Source organism: Mucilaginibacter sp. A3364 (genome assembly GCF_059690715.1).
In genome coordinates, this window is the sequence record NZ_JCAWED010000001.1 from 253,377 (window position 1) to 278,542 (window position 25,166).

The 25,166-nt window shown below is 44.5% G+C and carries 22 protein-coding genes; 14 read left to right on the forward strand and 8 right to left on the reverse strand.

Features of this window, described 5'->3' with window-relative positions; genetic code table 11:
* The first annotated feature begins 165 nt into the window (after nt 1-165).
* The 3 genes from AC59JT_RS01045 to AC59JT_RS01055 all read left to right on the forward strand — a co-directional run bounded on the left by AC59JT_RS01045 (nt 166) and on the right by AC59JT_RS01055 (nt 7,682).
* Nucleotides 166-2,958 (forward strand): S9 family peptidase, encoded by a 2,793-nt coding sequence (locus AC59JT_RS01045; RefSeq protein ID WP_497395240.1) that lies wholly within the window; start codon nt 166-168, stop codon nt 2,956-2,958.
* Between the two features lie 314 nt (nt 2,959-3,272).
* Nucleotides 3,273-4,553, forward strand: coding sequence for a serine hydroxymethyltransferase (gene glyA, locus AC59JT_RS01050; RefSeq protein ID WP_497395242.1), 1,281 nt, complete (start codon nt 3,273-3,275; stop codon nt 4,551-4,553).
* Complete coding sequence (locus AC59JT_RS01055; protein ID WP_497395244.1) at nt 4,554-7,682, forward strand: PAS domain-containing protein; 3,129 nt, start codon at nt 4,554-4,556, stop codon at nt 7,680-7,682.
* 169 nt (nt 7,683-7,851) lie between these two features.
* On the opposite strand, the gene AC59JT_RS01060 is transcribed toward AC59JT_RS01055, so the two are convergent.
* The 8 genes from AC59JT_RS01060 to rlmN form a co-directional block, all read right to left on the reverse strand.
* The gene (locus tag AC59JT_RS01060) at nt 7,852-8,550 is read right to left on the reverse strand and encodes a ComF family protein (RefSeq protein ID WP_497395246.1); all 699 of its coding nucleotides are present in this window, start codon (nt 8,548-8,550) and stop codon (nt 7,852-7,854) included.
* Nucleotides 8,551-8,993: 443 nt separating this feature from the next.
* The gene (locus AC59JT_RS01065) at nt 8,994-9,632 is read right to left on the reverse strand and encodes an SCO family protein (RefSeq protein WP_497395248.1); all 639 of its coding nucleotides are present in this window, start codon (nt 9,630-9,632) and stop codon (nt 8,994-8,996) included.
* Nucleotides 9,619-10,215 (reverse strand): toxin-antitoxin system YwqK family antitoxin, encoded by a 597-nt coding sequence (locus AC59JT_RS01070; RefSeq protein WP_497395250.1) that lies wholly within the window; start codon nt 10,213-10,215, stop codon nt 9,619-9,621. The genes AC59JT_RS01065 and AC59JT_RS01070 overlap by 14 nt, the downstream gene beginning before the upstream one ends.
* Nucleotides 10,187-10,984: a YHYH protein gene (locus tag AC59JT_RS01075; protein WP_497395252.1), complete on the reverse strand. Its 798-nt coding sequence runs from the start codon at nt 10,982-10,984 to the stop codon at nt 10,187-10,189. The genes AC59JT_RS01070 and AC59JT_RS01075 overlap by 29 nt, the downstream gene beginning before the upstream one ends.
* 69 nt (nt 10,985-11,053) lie before the next feature.
* Nucleotides 11,054-11,644 carry a Spy/CpxP family protein refolding chaperone gene (locus tag AC59JT_RS01080; protein WP_497395254.1) on the reverse strand — a complete coding sequence of 197 codons (591 nt, stop codon included), beginning with the start codon at nt 11,642-11,644 and terminating at the stop codon, nt 11,054-11,056.
* 11 nt (nt 11,645-11,655) lie between these two features.
* On the reverse strand, nt 11,656-11,967 hold the full coding sequence (locus tag AC59JT_RS01085; protein WP_497395256.1) for a hypothetical protein: 312 nt from the start codon (nt 11,965-11,967) through the stop codon (nt 11,656-11,658).
* Complete coding sequence (locus AC59JT_RS01090; RefSeq protein WP_497395258.1) at nt 11,964-12,533, reverse strand: RNA polymerase sigma factor; 570 nt, start codon at nt 12,531-12,533, stop codon at nt 11,964-11,966. Before AC59JT_RS01090 ends, AC59JT_RS01085 begins: the two co-directional genes overlap by 4 nt.
* A gap of 157 nt (nt 12,534-12,690) precedes the next feature.
* On the reverse strand, nt 12,691-13,794 hold the full coding sequence (gene rlmN / locus AC59JT_RS01095) for a dual-specificity RNA methyltransferase RlmN (RefSeq protein ID WP_497395260.1): 1,104 nt from the start codon (nt 13,792-13,794) through the stop codon (nt 12,691-12,693).
* A gap of 73 nt (nt 13,795-13,867) precedes the next feature.
* On the opposite strand from rlmN, the gene AC59JT_RS01100 reads away from it, so the two are divergent.
* From AC59JT_RS01100 to AC59JT_RS01150, 11 genes are all read left to right on the forward strand, one after another.
* Nucleotides 13,868-15,040 (forward strand): amidohydrolase family protein, encoded by a 1,173-nt coding sequence (locus tag AC59JT_RS01100; protein WP_497395261.1) that lies wholly within the window; start codon nt 13,868-13,870, stop codon nt 15,038-15,040.
* Between the two features lie 94 nt (nt 15,041-15,134).
* Nucleotides 15,135-15,419: an acylphosphatase gene (locus tag AC59JT_RS01105; RefSeq protein ID WP_497395263.1), complete on the forward strand. Its 285-nt coding sequence runs from the start codon at nt 15,135-15,137 to the stop codon at nt 15,417-15,419.
* Nucleotides 15,420-15,448: 29 nt separating this feature from the next.
* On the forward strand, nt 15,449-16,972 hold the full coding sequence (locus AC59JT_RS01110; RefSeq protein WP_497395265.1) for an oligosaccharide flippase family protein: 1,524 nt from the start codon (nt 15,449-15,451) through the stop codon (nt 16,970-16,972).
* Nucleotides 16,969-17,400: a dUTP diphosphatase gene (dut, locus tag AC59JT_RS01115; RefSeq protein ID WP_497395267.1), complete on the forward strand. Its 432-nt coding sequence runs from the start codon at nt 16,969-16,971 to the stop codon at nt 17,398-17,400. Before AC59JT_RS01110 ends, dut begins: the two co-directional genes overlap by 4 nt.
* An 18-nt stretch (nt 17,401-17,418) precedes the next feature.
* On the forward strand, nt 17,419-19,161 hold the full coding sequence (locus AC59JT_RS01120) for a tetratricopeptide repeat protein (protein WP_497395269.1): 1,743 nt from the start codon (nt 17,419-17,421) through the stop codon (nt 19,159-19,161).
* The gene (lolB1, locus tag AC59JT_RS01125; RefSeq protein WP_497395271.1) at nt 19,139-19,945 is read left to right on the forward strand and encodes a lipoprotein insertase outer membrane protein LolB1; all 807 of its coding nucleotides are present in this window, start codon (nt 19,139-19,141) and stop codon (nt 19,943-19,945) included. The genes AC59JT_RS01120 and lolB1 overlap by 23 nt, the downstream gene beginning before the upstream one ends.
* A 19-nt stretch (nt 19,946-19,964) precedes the next feature.
* On the forward strand, nt 19,965-21,242 hold the full coding sequence (locus AC59JT_RS01130; protein WP_497395273.1) for a murein hydrolase activator EnvC family protein: 1,278 nt from the start codon (nt 19,965-19,967) through the stop codon (nt 21,240-21,242).
* A 27-nt stretch (nt 21,243-21,269) separates the two neighbouring features.
* Complete coding sequence (locus AC59JT_RS01135) at nt 21,270-21,809, forward strand: Sec-independent protein translocase subunit TatA/TatB (protein WP_497395275.1); 540 nt, start codon at nt 21,270-21,272, stop codon at nt 21,807-21,809.
* A gap of 30 nt (nt 21,810-21,839) precedes the next feature.
* Nucleotides 21,840-22,016 (forward strand): Sec-independent protein translocase subunit TatA/TatB, encoded by a 177-nt coding sequence (locus AC59JT_RS01140; RefSeq protein ID WP_497395277.1) that lies wholly within the window; start codon nt 21,840-21,842, stop codon nt 22,014-22,016.
* Nucleotides 22,017-22,113: 97 nt separating this feature from the next.
* A complete protein-coding gene (gene gatA / locus AC59JT_RS01145) occupies nt 22,114-23,544 on the forward strand; it encodes an Asp-tRNA(Asn)/Glu-tRNA(Gln) amidotransferase subunit GatA (RefSeq protein ID WP_497395279.1) in 1,431 nt (476 codons plus the stop codon).
* A gap of 62 nt (nt 23,545-23,606) precedes the next feature.
* Nucleotides 23,607-25,049 (forward strand): lytic transglycosylase domain-containing protein, encoded by a 1,443-nt coding sequence (locus AC59JT_RS01150; RefSeq protein ID WP_497395281.1) that lies wholly within the window; start codon nt 23,607-23,609, stop codon nt 25,047-25,049.
* Nucleotides 25,050-25,166: the final 117 nt, after the last annotated feature.

Genomic DNA, 25,166 nt, shown 5'->3' on the forward strand with positions numbered 1-25,166 from the left:
GGGTTTAGTAATTCGATGACAGGTGTACAACATAGCATACGGAGATTGCTTCGTCGTTCCTCCTCGCAATGACAGAAAAGGGAAATAGCTTCTTACAGTAATTTCTTAGTGACACCCCTCCACTATCTCAAAAAATCCCGATATTCAAATTTCCATTAACTGAAAATGAAGAAATTACTATTCCTCCTGGTATTGGTGTGCCTTGCCGCCGGTGCATCTGCACAAAAAACAAACAAAAAGCCACTGGATCATGCCGCGTTTGATGGCTGGCAAAGCCTGGTTGGCGAACGTATAAGCAACGACGGCAAATGGGTGATGTATGTGGTGAAGCCGCAAGCCGGCGATGCCAAGCTGGTAATAACCGATGCCAGCGGCAATATCAGGAATACCGTGCCCCGCTCGGATACGGCGCGCTTTACCAGTGACTCTAAATACGCGGTGTTAAGCATTCGTCCGGCTTATCAGGATATCCGCCAGCTAAAAATTAAAAAGAAAAAGCCTGCGGAGTACCCAAAAGATACTTTGGGTATTATTACCCTTGGTAAGGCTGATATAGAAAAAATACCTGCAGTGCGTAACTTTAAAATAGCTGAGAAAGCGCCTGTGCTGGCCTATTTTATCCCTGCGGATAGCAGCGCGGCTCTCGCCAAAAAGCCTGCCGATACAGCTAAAGCTAATGCCAACCTGCCCGGTTCGGAGTTATTCCTTCGTCAATTAGCTAACGGTAAAAGCAAAAGTTTTAAATATGTAACCGATTACCAGTTGAACAAAACCGGAACGCTGCTGGCTTTTACCGTTACCACACCAAAAGGCGACAAAAAAGTCAAAGCTGGTGCCTTTGTGTATGATATTGTTAATGATAAACTGAAAGCCGTAAGCACCGGCCCGGGCACTTACCGTAGTTTGGTGTTTGATGATGCAGGCACACAACTGGTTTTTGTGGCCGAAAAAAACCCGGAAAAAACTAAGATAAAACCTTATAGCTTGTATTATTACACCGCTACTGCCGATAGCGCGCGCCTGCTGACCGGGCCCGGTAAAGAGGGGATGCCTGACAAATGGGCCGTGAGCGATGCCGGCAGGTTATCATTTAGTAAAGATGGTAAGAGCGTGTTTTTCGGTACGCTGCCAATCCCGAAGGCTGTGGATACCACTATTGTTGATTTTGAAGTAGCTAAGCTGGATATATGGGGTTATAAAGATGACTATTTGCAGTCGCAACAATTAAACGGTTTGCAACGAGAGTTACGCAGGAGTTATCTGGCGGTGATCAGACCCGATGCTTACACCAAGATGGTGCAACTGGCAGATAAAGCCATACAAAGCGTAAGCGTTCCGGATAGCAGTGATCATGATTTTGTGTTAGGCGTAACCGACACCAGCGCCCGCATACAGGCCCAATGGGAAGGCGGCTCGCGCGAACAGGCATTTTTGATCAATACCAAAAGCGGCGTGCGCAAACTGATCAATCCGTTGTTGAAAGCTCGTTATAGCATGTCGCCTAACGGTAAGTATGTGGTTTGGTTCGATTCGCAAAAGCAGAACTGGGCGGCTTATAACATCGCCACTGGCCAAAAAATAAATCTGAGCGCCAAAATACTAACCAAAGTTGGTGAGGAAGACAATGACGTACCCGATAGCCCGTCGCCTTACGGCATTGCGGGCTGGGAACAGGGCGATAAGAGCGTATTGATATACGATCGTTATGACATATGGAAGGTTGACCCAACCAACGGCAACGCCATAAACTTAACCAATGGCGCGGGCCGCAAAAACAAACTCATCTTCCGCTACCGCACTACTGATCCGGAAGAGCGCGGCATCCCGTCAAACAAACCCATGTGGCTGCTCACCCAAAACGAGGTGAACAAGCAATGGGGTTATTATAAAAAAAGCTTAAGCAATAGCGCCGCGCCCGAGAAAGTGATCATGGCACCGTATGCCTACGGCCCGGTACAAAAAGCAAAAAATGCAGATGTATTTATTTACACCAAGGCTAACTACCAGCACTCGCCTGATCTGTATTTATCAAGCGACCTAAAGGTTGAAACCCGCCTGAGCGCCATTAACCTGCAGCAAGCCGACTACAATTGGGGCACTGCCGAACTGGTGCGCTGGACTACACCGAAAGGCAAACCCGGCACCGGTATTTTATACAAACCCGAAAACTTTGACCCGAAAAAGAAATACCCGATGATAGCCTATTTCTACGAAAAGGTATCAGAGACATTATATAATTACCAGGCACCGGCGCCTACGCCGTCGCGCCTGCCTATTTCGTTTTTTGTGAGTAATGGCTATTTGGTGTTTACGCCGGATATCAGTTATGAAACCGGTCACCCGGGTAAATCTGCGGTAGAGTATGTAAACTCGGGTGTGGAGCATCTGAAAAAGAATGCCTGGGTTGATGCCAAGCACATCGGTATACAGGGCCAAAGCTGGGGTGGTTACCAGGTGGCTTATTTGATTACCGTAAACAACATGTACGCGGCTGCCTGGGCCGGTGCGCCGGTGGTTAACATGACGTCGGCCTACGGTGGTATACGTTGGGAGAGTGGTAATAACCGCCAATCGCAGTATGAGCACGGCCAAAGCCGCATTGGTGCCACACTTTGGGCAAGGCCTGATCTGTATATTGAGAACTCGCCATTATTCCATCTGCCCAAAGTGAAAACGCCGGTAGCTATTATGAGTAATGATGCCGATGGCGCGGTACCATACTACCAGGGTATTGAAATGTTCACCGCCCTGCGCCGTTTAGGCAAACCTACCTGGCTGCTTATTTACAACGGCGAAGCGCACAACCTGGTGCAGCGCCAAAACCGCAAAGATATTACCATTCGTGAACAACAGTTTTTTGATCACTACCTTAAAGGTGCCCCAATGCCGCAATGGATGGCCAGCGGAGTACCGGCGGTGGAGAAAGGGAAGAATTGGGGATTTGGGTTGAGTAAATAGCTCTCTAGGACAAGACTTACGAAGTTTTAAAACTTCGTAAGTCTATTTTTACGCTATTAAAAATGTTACACGCTCATTACCAACAATGTTTAGCCTACAATAATTCTATTTTAGCTGGCGTGAATTGATACATATTTGGCGCGGCGCATTCTCCTCCAAACAATAATTGCTATTGGCCTCATTAACTGGCAGATGCAGTTATCCACATTTTTGCAAGTTTTGCACTTTAGGCCTAAATCGACTTAATCAGTAGTCTAAATCTTTAACATTTATTAACTTAGCGACGTTTTTAAAAACACCCTTTAAAACATCAAATGAAAAGAGACAAGTTAATATTTAAGCTGTTGGATGAAGAACAACAGCGCCAGGAAGAAGGATTGGAGCTTATTGCATCTGAGAACTTTGTAAGCAGGCAGGTTATGGAAGCAGCCGGATCGGTAGCTACCAACAAATATGCCGAGGGCTTGCCCGGAAAGCGTTATTACGGCGGCTGCCAGATAGTTGATGAGATTGAAACCATTGCTATTGAGCGTGCAAAAGAGCTGTTTAATGCCGAGTGGGTTAACGTGCAGCCACACTCTGGCGCGCAGGCCAATGCCGCGGTTATGCTGGCATGTTTACAACCGGGCGACAAAATATTAGGATTTGACCTTTCGCATGGTGGTCACTTAACGCATGGTTCGGCGGTTAACTTTTCGGGTAAATTGTACGAGCCGCATTTTTATGGTGTTAAAAAAGATACCGGTTATGTTGATTATGAACTGCTTGAAAAAGTAGCCCTTAAAGAAAAACCAAAAATGATCATCTGCGGCGCTTCGGCTTACTCGCGCGATTGGGATTATGCCCGCATCCGTGCCGTTGCCGATAAAGTTGGCGCTTTAGTGTTGGCTGATATTTCGCACCCTGCAGGTTTAATTGCACGCGGTTTATTGACAGATCCGCTTCCGCATTGCCACATTGTTACCACAACTACCCACAAAACCTTACGCGGCCCACGTGGCGGCCTGATCATGATGGGTAAAGATTTTGAAAACCCATGGGGCCACAAAACTCCGAAAGGCGAGATTCGTATGATGTCAAACCTGTTGGATATGGCGGTTTTCCCGGGCACACAGGGTGGTCCGTTAGAGCATATTATTGCTGCTAAAGCTATCGCTTTTGGCGAGGCTTTGTCTGAGCAATACATGAAATACATTGTACAGGTTAAAAAGAACGGTGCCGCTATTGCCGAGGCTTTCATAGCCCGCGGTTACGAGATCGTATCAGGCGGTACAGATAACCATTTGGTGCTGATTGACCTGCGTAACAAAGGCGTAACCGGTAAAGCTGCCGAGAACGCTTTGGTAAAGGCCGATATCACCATCAATAAAAACATGGTGCCTTACGATGATAAGTCGCCATTCATTACCTCGGGTATCCGTATAGGTACAGCAGCTGTAACCAGCCGTGGTATGAAAGAGAAACAAATGGAAGCGATAGTTGAACTGGTAGATGAAGTAATAAAAGATCCGGAAAACGAACTTTCTCTAAACAAGATCCGTAAAAAGGTGCACAAGTTAACGGAGAAATTTCCGTTATACAAGGGCACTGAGTAGATGGACGATACAAAGCAACAAACGCATTTAAATACAGAACAAGAAGCTAAGCGCCTCGAGGCGCTTAGCTCTTATAATGTATTGGATACCTTACCCGAGAAGGAGTTTGATGCTATTACCCGCCTGGCCTCCTACATATGCCAGGTACCTATTGCGGTTATTACCTTATTGGATGATAAACGGCAATGGTTCAAATCGGTAGTTGGCTTGGATGCCACCGAAACTCCGCGCGCCGACGCTTTCTGCAATTACACCATACTTAACGACGAGATACTGGAGGTTACCAATGCAGCCGAAGATGAAATTTTTAAAGATCATCCTGCTGTAACCGGCGACGCGCACATCCGTTTTTATGCAGGTGCTCCGCTGATAGACCCTGACGGCCATCGTTTGGGTACTTTATGTGTGGTAGATATGGTGCCGCGTAAGTTAAGTGCCGAACAGCGCGATGCCCTGCGTACGCTGGCTGATGAGGTGATGTCGCACTTTCTGCTGCGCAAACAGAAAAAAGAACTGGAAGAATCGCTGGCTATGCACCGCGAGTTTTATAACCTGTTTGATACTTCGCCCGAGATACATTTTATAGCTAATAGCGATTCGAGCATTGAGCTTATCAATAATGCCGTGACCACCATTTTGGGTTATACCCCGCAGGAAGCCATTGGCAAATCATTATGGGATTTTGTGGTTGGCCGTAACCGCGAGCAGTTTGTGCCGCTGATAGAAAAAGCGGTAGCCACACAGCAATCGTTCGAATTGGAAACCGAAACGGTTACCCGTACCGGCGAAGCCAAATGGATAGGCTGGTGCGGCATACATAAAGCGGGTAAATGGTATGCCAGCGGTAGGGATATTACTTATCAAAAAACCGTAGTGGCCGAACTGGAGCAACTATCTATGGTGGCCGGTAAAATGGTTAATGGTGTTGCTGTAAGCGATGCCAATGACGCTGTGATATGGACCAATGAAGCTTTTACCAATATAACCGGTTACGAATTTGAGGATGTAAAAGGCAAACGCCTTCGCGACTTGTTTTCGCCGGAAAATGATGCTGTTATTGAAAGTCAGTACCAGGAACGCATTGCTTCTAAAAAATCCTACTCATTACACATCCACGCCACTCGTAAGGATGGTGAAAAGGTTTGGCTGTCTGCCATCAGTTCAAATATTTATGATCAAAACGGTAATGTAGAAAAATACATTCGTGTATTGGTTGATATAACCGCACGTAAGCAGGCTCAAAAGGACCTGGAGATATTATCCTTTGCGGCGCAAAAATCGCCGACAGGCATGCTTACACGCGATAGCGAGGGCACCGTGATCTGGATGAACGAGACCATGGAAAAAATTACCGGCTACACTCTTGACGAAATGAAGGGTAAAAAGTTTGGTATGATGCTGGTGGGCGAGAATACCGATCTGGGTGTTTTTGAACGTGCCAAGCAAGCTGTTGAAGAAAAACGTTCATACAGCGTTGAGATACTCATCTACAAAAAAGATAAAACACCTATTTGGGTGGCTATGTCAAACAGCCCCTTCTTTAACGAAGAGGGCGGCGTTGAGCGCCAGGTAGCCACTATGGTTGATATTACCGACCGTAAGATGGTGGAAACCGAGTTGACCATGCTGTCCATGGTGGCCAGCAGCACTAATAGCGGTGTGGTAATTAATGATAGCAAGGGCAATATTGAATGGGTTAACGGTGCTTTCGGCAAAATAACAGGCTTTGGCCTGGCCGATGTTTACTCAAAACAACTAGGCGATATTTTGCGTGGTGAGCTAACGGATATGAGTATTATCCAAAACGCCCGCGAACTGTCCAGAAACAAACAAGCCTTTGAGGTTGACCTGTTGGCTTATAAAAAAGACGGGACGCCGATATGGATCACTGTTATCAATTCGGTGATACTGAACGGCCGTGGCGAGGTTGATAAGTATGTAGAAGTGGTGATTGATATCACTGCCAAGAAAAAAGTAGAGCTGGAACTGATAGCCGCCCGGGAAGAGGCGTTGAACCTTAACCGTGCTAAAGATATGTTTATATCGGTTATGAGCCATGAGATACGTACGCCGCTAAATGCGGTGATCGGTATGTCTCATATCCTGATGGAAGACAACCCGCTCCCGAAGCAGGAAGAAAACCTGAAGGTGTTGAAGTTTTCGGCAGATAACCTGATGTCGTTAATTAACGATGTGTTGGATTTTACCAAGATAGAAACAGGTAATATAACGCTTGAAAGAGGTAAAGTTGATTTGCGCGAGCTGATTAACAGTATTATAGCTTCGATGCAATATAAAACCAAGGAAAAAAATATTTATCTTTCTCCAAATATTGATGCCGAAGTACCGCAAACCATTGTTGGTGATAGTACACGCTTAGCGCAAATACTGTTAAATTTAATTAGTAATGCGGTTAAGTTTACCGATGAGGGTGGCGTTAATGTTGATTTAAAAGTAATACAACAAACAAATAAACGTGTAAGAATACGATTTGCGATAACTGATACAGGAATTGGTATCGCAAATAATAAATTAAATACGATATTTGAGTCGTTTAAACAAGCTGAGGCTGATACCACCCGTAAGTACGGAGGTACGGGCTTGGGTTTAGCGATTAGTAAACGATTGATTGAACTGCACGATTCGCGTGTTAACGTGGATAGCGAGCCCGGTAAGGGTTCAACTTTTTCGTTTACGATAACTTTTAATAAGGCAGATAATAAAAAAGATAACCCTAATAACGTGGAAGCAGGATTAAACATTAATGTACTTGTAGTTGACGATAACCAGATCAACAGATTGCTGATCAATAAGATCCTCACTAAATGGGGAGCTAAGATCGATTTCGCCGAAAATGGTATACAAGCTGTTAGCAAGGTAGAAAGCAATAAGTACGACGTTGTATTAATGGACATCCACATGCCCGAGATGGGCGGCCTGGAAGCTACCCAGATCATCCGCGATAAAGCCGAGCCTTACTTTAAACAACTGCCAATTATAGCGCTTACAGCATCACTGCTTAACAGCCAGATGGACCAGATAGGCGGTGCCGGCATGAACGATTATATCCTGAAGCCGTTTGAACCAAAAGCCCTTTACGAAAAACTGAGCAGGTATCAGAAGCAGTAATAAGCTTCGCTTGTCATTGGTCATTGAGCCATTAGTCATTTTTTTGATTGGCGGCCTGGTGCCGATATTTCATGTGCTTTGTGATATATCGCTTTACCGGTTGTTAGTCATCTCAAACAAACCAATGACCTAATGACCAATGACACAATGACTAAAAGAATGACCAAAATCATTCCGCATACGCTATAGTAGCAATACTTAGCTTTAACCCCGGTATTTGTAGTAATGGTATGGCGCAGGCTTCCAGGGTGGAGCCGGTAGTAACTATATCGTCAACCAGCAACACGTGTTTGTTTTGTAACCTGTCGGGATGCTGCACCGCGAAAACTTCCTGCATGTTCTCAAATCTCGCGAAGCGGGATTTTTTTGTTTGTGTTTGGGTGGCGCGGGTGCGGACCAAATTGTTTACCTCAACAGATGCCGTCATTTTAGTGGCCAGGCCTTCGGCGAAACAGGCGCTTTGATTATACCCGCGCTCTTTTAGTCGTTTTTTATGGAGTGGCACAGGTATAATGTAGTCAATGCTGCCATATTGCGCGGTTTGTGCTAGCTGACCGCCGGCAATGCTTCCCAGTACATTACCTATTTTTTGCATGCCGCTATATTTAAAATGATGCATCAGATTTTGCACTTTGCCGCCTTTGGTAAAATAGTATAGCGCGTAGGCATTTTCCAGCTTCACTTTACCCCAAAATTGTTGCGCTACAATATTGTCAGCCTGTAAATGAAAATTGGTGAGTGGCAGGTTGTAATGGCAATCGGTACAAATTATTTCCTCGTTGGCCATCAAACTCTCGCCGCAGGCGGGGCAAAGCTGCGGGAAGAGGAGTGAAATAAAATCGGCCAGGTAGCTGCTGCGCAGTTTCATGGGTTTAATATAGCAAGATAGTTTTACAACACATCCATCTCGCTTTTATAATATGTCATCTCGAACGATAGTGAGAGATGACATAATTTAGTAGTTGCGGCAAAAAAATAGTGCGCCAGGGTGCGCCACTTTTTATACAAAATTGCCACTTTTGCAATGTGTTGATAAACAGGTATTTGATATAATTTTAAGTGTAGCTTTACTGACTTTTAAGGTGTGCCAAAAGTGAGCCGCTTTTTCTGTTAATGTATTTAAAATCAAATATTTAAATAAAATAAGCTGCGCCAAGTGCGCCACTTAAAAAGTGGCGCACCCTCACGCATTTCAATATGTAAATTAAGGGGAAGGGCAATTGATCATTGCGACCCCTCCACCAGTAAACCATACCAGAGATGCCCCCATCACCGGTCCCGGTTCGCGTAGGAAGAGATCGCAATGATGGTTTATATTTCTAACTCAAGCTTCTTAATATCAGCAATCAAGTTGTCAACTTCTGTTGTTAACGAACTGTTGTATACGCCACGTATGCGGCCTTTATCATCAACCAATACTAAGTTCTCTGTATGTAAAAACTCGTCAAAGCCTTTGTCGAAACCACTTTCTTCATCGGCGAAATAGGATTTTCGCGCCAGCTTATAAGTAGCGTCATGATTACCCGTAAGCAGCCACCATCGTTTAGGGTCAATACGATGCTGCATGGCATAATTAAACAGCACAGGTACACTATCGCGGGTTGGTGTTACCGTGTGCGACAGGATGAGCACTTTGGCATCGCCTTTAAAAGCTTCGTCCACCCTGGCCAAATTATCCATCATAGGCGGGCAAATGTTTTTGCACGATGCGAAGAAAAAGTTGGCCACATATATCTTACCTGCTGTGTTTTTATTATCAATTACCTGCCCCAACTGGTTTTTAAAGCTGAAGGGAGCAATGGTATGAATGGTATCATAGCCCGCATCGCCGGGTGCCAGCCATACAGGGGTAAAATCGGGCGTGTTGTAAAACGGCAGTCCTTCTTTGGGTGTCATCTGACAGCTGCTCATTAATAGCAATAAAAACAAGATCAGGTTATATCTTTTCATTTTTCGCGAATGTATTTCTGCAAAGCTTACGGCCTATCAACCCGTATTGTTTACCATCTTTTACTACATAATTGGCGCGCACACGGCCATCGGCCCACCACATTCTTTGCAGGCCGTCTTCATGGCCTTTGTTATAGTTAAAAACACGGAAAAGCCTTCCATTGTCTGCCCACTCTTTGGCGCTGCCATTGTGCTCGTCGTCTTCAAACTGGTATTCAAATTTAGCGCTGCCATCAGGCCACCAGCCTTTGTGTATGCCTTCTTTTCTGCCGTTAACGTAAAGGCGTTCCTGTTCTTGCCTTTTATCAGGATACCAAGTGCGCATCACGCCTTCCTCCTTGCCTTCAAAAAAAGGGGTGGCCATAGCGCGGTTGCCGTTTGGGTAATCCTCATACAGCCAGCCTGAAAATACCTCGCGGTTATAATACAGGTAGCCATTAAGATGTGTAAGGCCCTTGTCGTTGCTTTTTACCCATTTTTCGGGGATAGGGCGGGGCCTCGCGCTTATGTACAGGGTGATGACCAAAATGCCCACCCATAGCATCAAGATAAACTTATTGAGATACTGTGCCTGCCGTTCCATAAAACTGGTTGCCGTTAATGTAAGGGTCTGCTGCGGTAACGTGATAATGATAAATGCCTGCCGGATATTCGGTAGTAGCGGCGGTATGACCGTGATATGCATCCAGATCGGCGTTGGTGATAGTTTTGCTACCCTCCTGTGGACCATATACCGGGAAGCCATCCAGCAGGAAACCAATTAAAGCGCTTTTACCTTTGGTAGTAGTTAAGTAATAAGGCTCGGCGTGGTAATGATATTGCCCCTGTTGCTGGGGGTGGCCGTTATATTGATCAAAGCTGATGATCTCGTTAGTTAAAGGCGAACCGCCGGCCGCGTACTGGTTAAAAATAGGCACGCCGTTTATAGCCACACCCATAGGCCCACCCGGGGTTGAGGTATGCGTTGTAGCCATAGTAGGATTAAGCGGTATTTTAAAAGTAAGGTTACTTTGAGCTATCACGTTTGGGTTTTGGCTGAAAGCGGCGGTGCCGTTAAAAGCCTCGTATTGCGATGACCACTGCGTGTTTTTGTAATAAGGCGATTTATGATCGGGCAGGCTGGTGGTTTTAATTACCACAAAGTTACCCTCAATATAAATATCCTTGGCGTTATATATCTTCTTGTAAACATCAGGCACGGTACTACCTACGGTTGGTGTACTGGTGGTAGTAGTTGTAGTAGTTGTTGTATTGGTACTATCAGCAGGTGTTGCTGTTTCTTTTTTGCAAGATAGAATGGCTGCGGCAACAGCGGCGAGGCCAAGCATTAGGTTTATAGGTTTTATTTTCATAATAAAAGGAATTTATACTGATTAGATGTGTACCAGCATAAATTCCTTCGCTCATGATAAAATATTTTTCTAGTTGCCCGGCGGCGGTGGTCCCTGCCCGTCAGGAGGTGGCTCAAAATCCCCGGGTGGCGGTCCCTGTCCATCAAGCGGTGGTCCTTGTCCATCACGCGGTGGCCCTCCCTGCGGCCCCCGGCCCGGGCCATGCCTTGGCGGGCCGCCCATCATCCGTAAAGCATTTTGAATGATCTGGTCAAACCTGCCCTGTTGCTTTGGCGATAGTATAGCCCTAAACTGCCTGAAGTGGTTAAGCGTTATGGTATCTAAAGTCATTTGGTTGGCCAGTATTTTGGCTTCGGCGGCATTGGCAGCGGCGGTATCCAATTTGTCGCTTTTAATGTTTTCAAAAAACTCATCGCGCAGGCCCCGGCTTAGGCGGTTAAGCTGGCGGGTACGCTCAAAATGGTCCTGTCGCATCAACTCGTATTTTTTTTGCTGCGCAGGGGTAAGGCTCAGTTCCTTTATCAGGTACTCGTTGGCTGCCTTTGGTGGGCCCTGGTTGCCGGGCTGTTTATTTTGCCCCAGCCATATTACGGCTAATAGTGCGCAGTTCACTACCACCAGTGCCACTACTATCACTATTAAAACTTTATAACTTTTCATATCAATTGTTATTAATAACTATCGGTATTGGTGTTAAGGCTGTAGGCTTCGGCGAAGGCATCAGCTCCGCTTGTTTCCTGGGTTGGTTTAGCTTCGGGTTGGTTTTTAAGCAATACAAAACTTGCGGTGTTAATCCCCACAAATAAAACCAACACAGCCGCTAAGCGAACCATCAACCGACTATGCGCCACAGTAGCCTCTCGGTGCCGGTTTTTCATCCGTTGCCAGGCCTTCGCCGCCAGGAAATTGTTAGCTTCCAATTGCTGCATCCCATCCAAACTACTTAGCGTTTGTTGTATGGCTTGTTCTATATCTTTTTTCATAATGATGAATAGTAGTTGTTCAATGATTTTTTTAAGTTACCCTTGGCCCGGCTTAACAGTGACTCTATCGCGCCTTCGTTCAAATTCATTATCTCGGCTATTTGCCGCTGACTCATATCCTGCACCTTTTGCAGTATAAAGGCCGTCTTTTGATTTTCGGGCAGCTTATTAATCGCCTTAAACAATATCGCCGATTGCTCCTTATTTTCCGCCAGTACACCCGGATGTATAAAATCGGGCGGGTCGTGTACCAGTTCATCGCCCGCGCCAAACAGACTGGTTAAAAAGCCCAGTCGCTTTTTGCGGGTTTTGTGTCGTGTAAAATCAATAGCCTGCGTAACGCTGATGCGGTATATCCAGGTGCTTAGCTTACTTTGCTGTTTAAAGCGACTGATGTTTTCAAACACTTTTATAAAAACATCCTGGGTTATATCTTCCGCGTCGTGCGTATTCTGCACAAAACCCAATACCGTGTTATACACCATTTTTTTAAAGGTGTTAACAAGCGTTTTGAAGGCAGTTTCGCTGCCCTCCAATAAGCCGGCAATTAGTTCTTGCTCAGTCAAGTTTGGGTTATATGGGTGATATGACGATGATTAGGAAAAAATCCTTCGCGTTGTTTAAAGATAATGCACGGAAAGCAGAGACGCAATACTTTGCGTATTTGATAATATTGGTATAAACACGAGATCGAGACGCAAAGTATTGCGTCTGTACATAGGATTACTGCCCATCCTTAATAGCCAATTGGCCGCAGGCTGCGTCAATATCTTTACCGCGGCTGCGGCGTACGTGGGTGTTTACGCCGTTTTTGCGCAGGTGTTCGGCAAAGGCTTCAACTTTGTCTTCGCCGGCATTCAGATAGTCGGCAAAGGCAATGGGGTTGTATTCAATAATATTTACTTTGCAGGGCAGGTGTTTGCAAAAACGGGCCAGTTCGGCGGCATCTTCAATATTATCATTAAACCCGTCAAATATAATATACTCGTAAGTTACCGGGTTTTTGGTTTTGGCATAATAGTATTTCAGCGCTTCGGCCAGGGCTTTTAACGAGTTTTGCTCGTTGATAGGCATAATGGTGTCTCGCTTTTTATCGTTAGCGGCGTGCAACGATAGGGCCAGGTTAAACTTTACATTATCATCGCCCAGTTTTTTTATCATTTTGGCAATGCCCGCGGTTGATACCGTGATGCGTTTTGCCGCCATGTTTAAGCCTTCTTCTGAAGTGATCTTATCTATCGACTCAAGCACGTTTTTGTAATTCAGCAATGGTTCGCCCATGCCCATGTAAACAATATTACTTAACGGCTGACCATAGTTTTCACGCGCCTGCTTATCTATCAGTACCACCTGGTCGTAAATTTCGTCGGGATTAAGGTTGCGTTTGCGCTCCATATATCCTGTAGCACAAAATTTACAAGTAAGGCTGCAACCAACCTGCGATGACACACAGGCCGTCATACGGTCGGTAGTCGGAATTAAAACGCCCTCAATTAAATGCTTATCGTGTAAAATGAAAGAATTTTTTATAGTTTTATCAGCGCTAAACTGTGAGTTGTTAATTTTTACATCATTGATGATAAAATTTTCGTCAAGCTTAGCGCGAAGTTCTTTTGAAATGTTGCTCATCTCGCTAAAAGAAGTGCACGACTTTTTCCAAAGCCATTCATATATCTGTTTTGCCCTGAAGCTTTTTTCATCCATCTGAATGAAATGTTGCTGCAGGTCTTCCAGACTAAGGCTACGAATGTCGATCTTTTCTTTTACGCTTATCACGGTGCAAAAGTACGAAATGTATATTTTGTAAAACAGAAGATTTAAAAACATTAACTTATAATTATTGTTTTTAACTTTATTATTGGTTTGCACGCGAGTTGGGACGAATACAATTTACATTTGAATGAAAATTTTTATAGCCGATTACGTTTTTCCTGTTTGTGCCGATCCAATTAAAAATGGAGTTGTAATTACTGATGATGCCGGTACGGTTATCTCGGTAAGCGACCACATCCCCCCCGAATTTTCTGACCAGCCTGTTGAACAAATAAAGGGCGCTATATGCCCCGGTTTTGTGAATACACACTGCCACGTTGAGCTATCGCACTTAAAAGATAAATTACCCACCAAAACCGGGTTGGTTAATTTTATTAAAGGTGTACAGCAATATCGCAATGCTGAAATTGGCGATGTGGAGGCAGCCGCCTTGGAAGCCGACCAAACCATGTACAATAACGGTATCGTTGCCGTAGGCGATATTTCAAACAGTAATATCACAGTTAACCTAAAAGCAAAAAGCAAGCTATACTACCACACCTTTGTAGAAGTATTTGGCTTTGCGCCGGATAGGGCCGACGATGTTTTTAAAAACGCACAGGCTTTAATGGCCGAATTTAAACCGCAATCGTGTTCAATAACCCCGCACGCGCCATACTCGGTTTCAAAAGAGCTGTTTAAGCTGTTAAAAAAATATAGCGACTCCGGTAAAAACCTCATCAGCATACATAACCAGGAGTGCGAGGACGAGAACAAATTTTATCGTTACAAACTGGGCAGCTTTAATGAGCTGTATGCCCATTTTGGTATGGATATAAGCTATTTTAAGCCACAGGCCCGTAATTCGCTGCAATCCATTATCCCATTGCTAACCAGCAGGCAGGATATTTTGATGGTGCACAACACCTGCACCAACTTAAAAGATATTTACTTCATCAAACGTTTTGACCGCCGCATAAACTGGTGCTTTTGCCCTAACGCAAACCTGTATATTGAAGGCATACTGCCTAAAATTGATCTTTTCCTTGATCAAGGATTTAATATTACCCTGGGTACCGATAGCCTGGCGTCAAATAGCAAACTGTGCATTTTGAGCGAGATGCGCACTATACAACAAAAGTTCACCAACATCAATACCGCTACCCTGGTGAAATGGGCAACCCAAAACGGCGCTCATTTTTTAGGTATCGATAAAGAGAAAGGCACTATCGAAGCCGGTAAAACCCCGGGTTTGATATTGTTGAGTGGTTTGGATAATCTGAAAATAACTGACGAGACCACGGTTACGAGGTTGATTTAGGTTTGTTGTAATGTTTTAAGGTTGTAATGTTTGAAAGTTAGTGGCCAAATTCAAGCAACATTTTAACTTTGTAACTTTACAACCTTCAACTCAAATGAAACATCTCGATATCATTGTAAAAGGAAAAGTACAAGGCGTATTCTACAGGGCCTCAACCAAAGCCGTGGCCGACCAGTTAGGTATACGCGGCACCGTAGCCAATGAACCCAATGGTGATGTGATCATATCTGCCGAAGGCGAAGCCACTTTGCTGGATATGTTTTTAGACTGGTGCAAAGAAGGCCCGGAAGACGCCGAAGTTACCTCGGTTGAAAGTAATGAGGGCGAATTGAAAAACTATCGTAATTTTGAGGTTGTAAAAAGGGGATTGTTTAGGTAATCCTCCTAATTTAAAATTACCAACATCTATTGTCAACAGCCAGGAAATTTGCCGGACAAACCGCTATATATGGTTTAAGTACCATTATATCGCGCATGATATTTTTTGTACTTACCCCCATTTACGCGCGGGCTTTGCCGGTAGGGGGTAATGGCATTTTCACGGCCATGTATGGCAATGCTTCTATCGTGAACGCCATTTTGGCCTTCGGTATGGAAACCACCTACTTCCGTTACCTGCAAAAACGCGAGGATAATAAACGGCAGGTTTACAATAACTCGTTTATGGTGGTTATTATAGCGGCGCTGATATTTTTGGTATTCTGCCTGCTGTTTCTGGATGATGTTGTTAACTACCTGCAGGCAGGCGCCGTTGCCGAACATGCCGACTATGTTTTCTACGTAAAAAACTTCCTGGTAATATTAGTGGCCGATGCTTTTTGTGTGATCCCGTTCGCCAAGATCAGGGCAGATGGAAGGCCGATAAAATATGCCTTTGTTAAGTGCAGCAACATTGTGTTTGTGGTGCTGTTTAACCTGTTTTTTTTGTTTGGCGTACCGTACTTTATAGCACACAACTTGCCGGGGGCCGAGTGGATGGCGAGCTGGTACAGACCGAATTGGGTTGGCTATGTGTTTTTAGCCAATGCCGCCGCCAGTGTGTTTACTATATTTTTGCTGTTACCCGAGATATTTCAGTTAAGATTAAAGCTGGACAAGGGTATGCTGAAGGAGATGTTTACCTACAGCTGGCCGGTGCTGGTAGCCAACATATCGTTCATCATTAATGAGTCGATAGATAAAACGCTGCTGAAGCAGATGTTGCCCGTTGGCATTAACGACCATGAAACGGGGATATACGGCACCTGCGCTAAAATTGCCATCTTCCTCAGCATATTTGTTAATGCCTTCCGCTTAGGTGCCGAGCCCTTCTTTTTCAGCCACGCTAAAAACAAAAACGCCGGCGAAACCTATGCCCGTATCATGAATTATTTTGTGATAACGGTAACCGTAATAACTGTTGCCGTAGTGGCAAATATTAACCTGCTGGCCTACGTTATAGTTGGCGCCGAAACAAGTGTAATTAACCATCAGGTGGTGCATAACCCGTATTGGAGCGGGCTTGATGTAGTACCGTTGTTACTGTTTGGTTATGTGAGTTTGGGTATTTACATGAATCTATCGGTATGGTATAAACTGTCCGATCAAACCAAATATGGCTTATACATATCGGGCATCGGCGCTGTGGTAACCATAGCGCTAAACGTACTATTTATTCCCAAATACAGCTACATGGCATCGGCCTGGGCATCATTAGCGGCTTACGGGGTTATGATGATTTTATCCTATCTGTGGGGGCAAAAAAACTATCCTATCCCATACAATGTAAAAAAGAACCTGGCTTATATCATTTCATCAGCTTTGCTCGTTTACTTATCGTTCTACGTGTTTAACCGAAATATATACATTGGTAACGTTTTGGTGATATTGTTTGGCTTAACAGCATTGTATTTTGAGTGGAAAAATTTAAAGGCTATATTTATTAAACAATGATCATCCGCATAATCAACAAATCAAAAAACAACTTACCCGGGTACGAAACTTTGCACGCCGCCGGTATGGATCTGCGTGCTGATGTAGAAACTATCGTGCAGCTTAAACCAATGGAGCGCAAGCTGGTCAAAACCGGGTTGTTTATTGAATTGCCAGAGGGTTACGAAGCGCAAATTCGCCCGCGTAGCGGATTGGCTTTTAAGCATGGTATAGGTATTGTTAATTCGCCGGGTACCATCGATGCCGATTATCGTGGCGAGATAGGTGTGTTGCTGATCAATTTTTCGGATACCGTATTTGAGATAAATCCAGGCGACCGTATAGCCCAAATGGTAATAGCTAAACACGAACGGGTAGATTGGGAGCAGGTTGAAATACTTGCCGAGACATCGCGCGGTGAAGGTGGTTTTGGCCACACCGGCAAATAATTTTTGAATAAAATAGCCATGATAATGAACCCTGGTAACGTATCAATTTATATTAGCCGAAAGGTAAAGCTATTGCTGGTATTGGGGTTTTGTATAGTTGCAATGCCGGGTGCTTACGCGCAAATGCCGCAAAAAGCAGGGGTTGACAGCGCCAAAATGATGCGCCTTTTTTTTTCGGCACTAAGCGAGAAAACTGTTGACGACGGCGCCAAAGCCGCTGAGCTGTTTGACCAGGTGTTGCAGATAGACCCATCAAATGATGCTTCATTGTACGAGCTGGCCGGCATCCGCAAAAAACAAAATAAATATGCCGAGGCGCTGCCTTTATTACAAAAAGCTGTATCTATAAAACCCGATAATACCTGGTACTGGCTTGGCCTGGCCGATATTTACGAACGTAATAATGACTTTGCCAAACTGGAAGGCGTTTTTAATGAGCTGATACGCTTGCAACCCGAGCGTACCGATTTTTATTTCGATAAAGCCAACGCGCTTTTCCTCCAAAAAAAGAATGAAGAAGCCCTGGCTGTTTTTGACCAGATAGAAAAAGTTGCCGGCCCTAGTGATGACCTTATGCTGCAACGCCAAAAAGTTTACCTGGCGCAAGGTAAGGTTGAAAAAGCTGCTGATGGGTTAGAGCAATTAATAACAAACAACCCTACCGAAGTAAAATACTACCTGCTATTGTCCGAACTTTATAACTCGGCGAAGCAGGAGGATAAAGCTTTAAATGTGCTCGAGCGGGCCAAGAAAGTCGACCCCAACAACGGCATGGTACATTTGGCACTGGCCGACCTTTATCGTGATAAAAAGAATGTAAACTCAAGCTACAACGAGCTGGAATCGGCGTTTGGCGTGGCCGATCTGAGCATTGAGCAGAAAATAAGGATCATACTGGGGTATATCCCCAAATTTCCTGATCCGGCGGCTAAAGCGAGTGCATTGGCCTTGAGTAAATTACTTACTACCAGCCATCCTACAGATGCCCGTGCTTTTGCGCTGTATGGCGATATGCTTATCCAGAACGATAATTTAAAAGAAGCTAAGGTTAACTTTCAAAAATCTATCGCTTTAAATGGCCAATCGTACGAGGCGCGGGAGCAACTGGTGCGTATTGATCTGAGCGAGAATGATCTTGACGCTGTTATAAAAGATGGCGAAGATGCCCTGGCGTTTTTTCCTAACCAGGCTTGGATGAATTATTTTGTAGGCGTTGCCTGGCAACAGAAGAAAGACGTAAACAAAGCGCTTAGCTACTTTAAAACAGCGGTAGCGTTAGAGGCCGAGGATAAAGATTTACTATCACAAGCTTATGCGGCTTTAGGCGATTGTTACCATGAGTTAAAGGATGATAAAAACTCGGATGCGGCCTATGATAAATCAGTTACCTACAATCCCGGCAACAGTTACGCGTTAAATAATTATGCCTATTACCTGTCGGTACGTGGCGAGCAATTAGAGAAGGCCGCTCAAATGGCTAAACATGCCAATGAAATAAAGCCTGATGTGCCATCGTTTGAAGATACTTATGCGTGGATCCTTTTCAAACAAAAAAAATATACCGAAGCCAAAGTGTGGATTGAAAAAGCCATGCAGCACAATAAAGATAAAAGTGCTGTGCAGACAGAACATTATGGCGATATAATGTTTTATGTTGGTGATGTAGATGCCGCCGTAAAAAACTGGCAGAAAGCCAAAGAGTACGGGGCCAAGTCGCCAACTTTAGAACGTAAGATTAATGAGAAGAAATACATTGAATAAAATAATAGGTATAGCGTGTTGCTTGGTGGTTTTGACGAGTTGCGCCGCACGCAAGAAAATGGTATCGGCCCCCGTTGCATCAACTACGACGGCTACTGCATCTACCGGGGATACTAAAGCCGCTAAAATTGCGGAGATCAAATCGCGCCAGCTAAATTTTAACACCTTTAGCGGCAAAGCCGAAACCGAACTGGGTTTTAATAATGATAATAAAACCGTTACCCTTAATGTGCGTATAGACAGGGACAAAAAGATATGGGTATCAATAACCGCCCAGGTTTTAATTACTGTAGAAGTTGCCCGCGCGTTAATTACGCCCGATAGCATCAAGATCATTAATAAACTGCAAGGCGTGTACATAAAAAAGCCATTCAGCTACGTGCATCAGTATGCCAGTAAGCAGGTAAATTATAAAACGGTAGAATCCATATTGGTTGGCAATACCATACCTGAGTTATTAAGAGAAGATGCCGTTATAACGCCGGTTAACGATCAAACGGCCATTATGGGCAATGTTGCCGATTTGGTATTTAAAATGTTGCTGGGCCCGGATATGAAGGTGGCTAACCTCAACATGTCAAGCCAAACGCAAAGCCAGGGCCTGGAGGTTAATAATGGCGAATTTGTGCAGGTTTCGGGCCGTGTAGTGCCATCGCGCATTGTGCTTTCATCAACCAGCGGAGGGAAAAAAGTTAATGCAAACCTGCATTACACCAAGATTGATCTGGACGTTCAGCAGGATTATCCTTTCAATATTCCCGAAAGTTATTCGCCAGCAAATTAAAATTGATATTTTTGGGCGGATGAAATTTTTAAAAGCACTATTATTCTTGTTGATATGCGTGGCGGTAACACTTAAAGTGCATGCCCAAAGCAGTGCCGAGTTAAAGCGTCAGCGCGAAAAGCTGAACGATGAACTGGAAGAGCTTAACCGCGAGTTTCAGCGTACGCTGAGCGATAAAAAGGCTACCCTTAAGCAAGTTAATTTACTAAAGCGCCAGATAGCCGTTCGTGAAGAAAAGATCAACGTCATCAACTCGGAAGTGCGTGCCTTGGATAGCCAGATATCCGAGAATACCCATACCGTTCACAATCTGCAAGGACAACTTGATCAGCTTAGAAAAGAATATGCTGGTATGGTGCTTTTTGCCTACCGCAACAAAAGCGCTTATAATAAATTGATGTTCATTTTCGCATCAAAAGATTTTAACCAGGCCTACAAGCGTTTAAAATATTTACAGCAGTTTGCTACCTATCGGCAACGCCAGGCAGGCTATATCGAGGGTAAGCAAAAGGATCTGCATGTCAAAATAGTTCAGCTGGATAAAACCAAAGAAGAGAAACACTCGTTACTATTAGACCAGGAGAAGGAGAAAGCTACGCTGGGTAAAGAGAAAAACAATCAACAAAAAGTAGTTGCAGGCCTGTCAAAACAGGAAGGGGCTTTAAAAGCGCAGCAACGCGAAGTGCAGAAGAAACTGGCCGCCATGAAACGCGCCATTGATGCAGCCATTCGCAGGGAGATAGCCGAAGCGCGACGTAAACAAGAGGAAGCTGAGCGCGCGGCAGCAGCAAGAGCGAAAGCGGAGAACAAGCCTGCCCCCACAGCCGGTAAACCTGTTGCCAAAAAAAGCAATAGTGAGCTATTTAACAGTACACCGGAAGCCGCCCGTTTATCAAGCGACTTTTTGGGTAGCAAAGGTAGCCTGCCGTGGCCCGTGGCTAACGGACGTATATCACATGGTTTTGGCAATTACAGTATAGAAGGTATAACCACGCAAAATAACGGCTATGATATTGCCACTAACGCTGGTGCGCCGGTACGAAGCGTTTTTGAAGGTGAAGTAAGCGGCGTGCAAGACGTGTTAGGTACTTTTATAGTAATAATTAAGCATGGCGAGTATTTTACGGTGTATGGTAATTTACGTTCGGCTAGTGTTTCAAAAGGCCAGAAGGTTAGCACCAAACAGGTAATAGGTGTGGTTGCAACAGATTCATCAACCGGCGATACCGAAGTGCACTTTGAGTTGTATAAAGGAACGGCTGCAGTTAATCCCGGTTCGTGGTTAGCTGACAGGTAAAACGTTACATAAACTATAATAGATTAATTGCTTATATTTGTAACCTTAAATAAAAAAGGGATGTTGAGTTCGGTATTTTTGTTTTTAGATATTGGTGGTGGTGAGTTGGCCCTGATCATGTTTGTTGCCCTGCTACTATTTGGTGGCGATAAGCTACCGGGTTTGGCACGAGGACTAGGTAAAGGTATACGTGATTTTAAAGATGCATCAGAAGGTGTTAAGCGTGAGATCAATAACCAGATAGACAACTTCGAGAGCAAAAAACGCGAAGACGAAGAAAGCAAGAAAGCCCAGGAGGCTGCTTTGCTTCCCGAGCATTCGGCGGATGAAGAAGAAATTGAGCCGCAAGTTGGCCAGCCAACCAATGTGCCCAACACAATGGCCATTAGCGATAGTTATGTAGCTAATGACCAGCCGGAAGAATACCAGTACCACGACGGTTATAACCCCGATGAGTATCATAATTCAAACCCGCGCACCGCGCAGGAACAATATGATGCCGATTTTAAAAACCAGGAAGATGACAGTAACGTATCTTCTGAAACACATAACACAAAAACAACGTAATAATACAAACCATTATAAAATATAGAAATCATGGGATTAGGTGCTCCAGAAATAATAATCATCGCTTTAGTAGTACTACTTTTATTTGGCGGTAAAAAAATTCCTGAACTGATGAAAGGTTTAGGTAAAGGCGTTAAAGAATTTAAAGACGCTTCAAACGGAAACGAAGCCGAAAATGCAACTGCCGACGACAAGTCAAAAGCGTAAGCTTTAGTACCTGTTTACGGTTGCGTTACTTTACATAAATACTTATCTGTTTAAATTATTTATAGTTTGAAACAGATAAGTTTTTTATTTTTAGCCCATGACTAAATTTTATTCCTCTTTAAGCGATATAAAGAGTGGGTTACAAAACGGTGAAACCACCGTTGAAAAACTGGTACAGAACTATCTAAGTCAAATAAAAATAAATGCCCATTTAAATGCTTTTAACGAGGTTTTTGAGCAAGAGGCATTGCAGTGTGCTAAACAGATAGATGAGAAGATACAGCAAGGTACAGCCGGTAAACTGGCGGGTATGGTTGTTGGTATTAAAGATAATATTTGCTACAAAGATCATGAGGTAACCGCCTCATCAAAAATTCTTAAAGGTTTCCGGTCTATATATTCTTCAACCGTAGTTGAGCGCTTATTGGCAGAAGATGCCATCATTATAGGCCGCTGCAATTGTGATGAATTTGCCATGGGTGCTACCAACGAGTCATCATACTTTGGCCCTGTAAAGAACTATGCTGATAATAGCAGGGTTGCAGGTGGCTCATCAGGCGGTTCGGCAGTGGCGGTGCAGGCTAATATGTGCCATGCCGCTATAGGTACCGATACAGGTGGTTCAGTACGTCAGCCCGCATCATTTACCGGTTTAATTGGTTTAAAACCTACTTATGGCCGCATATCGCGCCACGGATTGATTGCTTACGCTTCGTCGTTTGACCAGGCCGGTCCTGTTACCCGTTCGGTTGAAGATGCTGCTTTGTTGTTAGAAGTTATGGCGGGTGCCGATGAGTATGACAGTACCGTAGCGCAAAAGCCGGTGCCGGCTTATTCGGAAGATCTACAATCATCAGCCGGGAAGAAAAAAATTGCCTACTTGCAGGAAGCTTTATCAAGCCCCGCGGTAGATGACGAGGTGAAAGCCACATTAACAAAAACTATCGATAAATTACGCGCCGAGGGCCATACGGTTACCCCGATAGCGTTTGAATACCTGGATTACATAGTACCGGCTTACTACATATTGGTAACTGCCGAAGCATCGTCAAACCTTGCCCGTTATGATGGTGTGCATTATGGTTATCGTAGTCCGCAGGCTGTTGATCTGGCATCTACTTATAAAAAATCACGTTCAGAAGGTTTTGGTAAAGAGGTAAAACGCCGCATAATGCTGGGTACCTTTGTGCTAAGCGCGGGTTACTATGACGCCTACTACGCCAAGGCCCAAAAAGTGCGCCGACTGATACGCGAAAAAACCGACAGTATATTAAACGAGTACGATTTTATATTGGTGCCAACCGCGCCCGAGCCGGCTTTTGAGTTGGGTAAGGAAGAAAAAGACCCGGTTGTAGGCTATATGGCAGATATTTTTACGGTGCAGGCATCATTGGCAGGCGTACCGGCAATTTCTCTGCCGGCAGGCAATAACAGCAAAGGATTACCGTTAGGATTACAATTATTAACCAAACATTTTGGCGAACAGGAGCTGTTAAACTTTTCGAAGTATTTCCTGGAGCTTAAATAAATTAATATATTAGTAAAAGTGGCCTGCTGTAAGCAAGCGGCTTTTATCCTTAACAGAAACGAATGAGAAGAATATTAACTTTCGCTATCTGCCTATTATCACTACAATTTACTAAAGCAATTGGCGCCGGTTTACCTGCCGACACCGCTATTACCGCTAAGCCCGCCCAGGCTTATGATCCGTATGCAAACAACCTTACCAAGTTAAGGCTGGATGCTATCCGAAAAGAAATTCAGTTAGATTACAACCCGTTCGTGCAGGCTTATATTGACTTGTACACCCGCCATAAAGACGAGATGAGCCAGGTGCTGGGTCTGTCGAAATATTACTTCCCTATTTACGAAAAGATCTTCCGCGAAGCGGGAATTCCAACCGAGATCAAATACCTGTCTATAGTGGAGTCGAAATTAAATCCGCATGCTGTGTCGCGCGTAGGCGCTACCGGTCCGTGGCAGTTTATGGCGCCTACCGCCAAAATTTATGGGTTAACTATGAATGGCGATGTTGACGATCGTAAAGATCCTATACAGTCATGCTACGCTGCTGCCGCATATTTAAAAGATGCCTACATGGAGTTTGGCGACTGGCTGGTGGCCATTGCATCATACAACTGTGGTAAAAGCAATGTAGAACGCGCTATTGAAAAATCAGGCTCTATTGATTTCTGGGCCATACGTGAATATCTGCCTATTGAAACCCGTGGTTATGTACCGGCGTTCATTGCCATGTCGTACGTGATGAATTACCCGGATAAGCATAATATTTACGAGCAGCCCTGGGCACTATCAACCAAAACCGATACGGTAATGGTTGATAAAAATATAACGCTAAGCAATATTGCTAAAGCGATAGGTGTGGAGTTGAAAGATCTGACTTTGTTTAATCCATCATACAAACGCCAGATGATCAACGGCAGTAAAGAAAAGCCTCGCCGTATTATAATACCAAACCATGGCGGTTTAAACAATGCTGTTTTGTACGAGGCTTTGAATAACCCCAATGCCATTATAGCGCAGCAGCCTATGCAGCGCCCTATTGTTATTGTTCAGCCTGTGGTTAGCCCAACGGTGGTAGAATCTATGATGTCTGAAACCGCTATAGCTTCGTTGCCTATTACCGAGCCTGTAACACACAAGGTAAAAGCAGGTGATACCTGGGTTGGCATAGCGTCAACTTATGGCGTTGACATTGCTGACCTGAAAAACTGGAACCGCATGCGTACCGCCAGGCCAACCGTGGGGGCTACTTTAAAATTGACCGAAGATGCCGACGTGAATGCCGTGTACACCCTGATAGCCAAACCGGCCGAGGCCAATAAAATTGCTATCGCGACAGCAAAAAAACCTGCTACCAGTTACATAACGTACCGCGTACAACCCGGCGATACCATAAACGGCATTGTGCAAAAGTTTGAAGGCGCTACCGCGGATAGCATACGCAGCCTTAACGGCTTAAAAGAAGATGCCCTGCAACCGGGAATGACGCTGATGATAAGTAAAGGATAAACAGTATTTAGAAGCCTCGCAAAAGCGGGGCTTTTTTGTAGCTTTACTAACGATGGCTGACAAAGTGAACATAGAAAAAGCAATGCGAATTATACTCTATGCAGAGATTGTGATCTG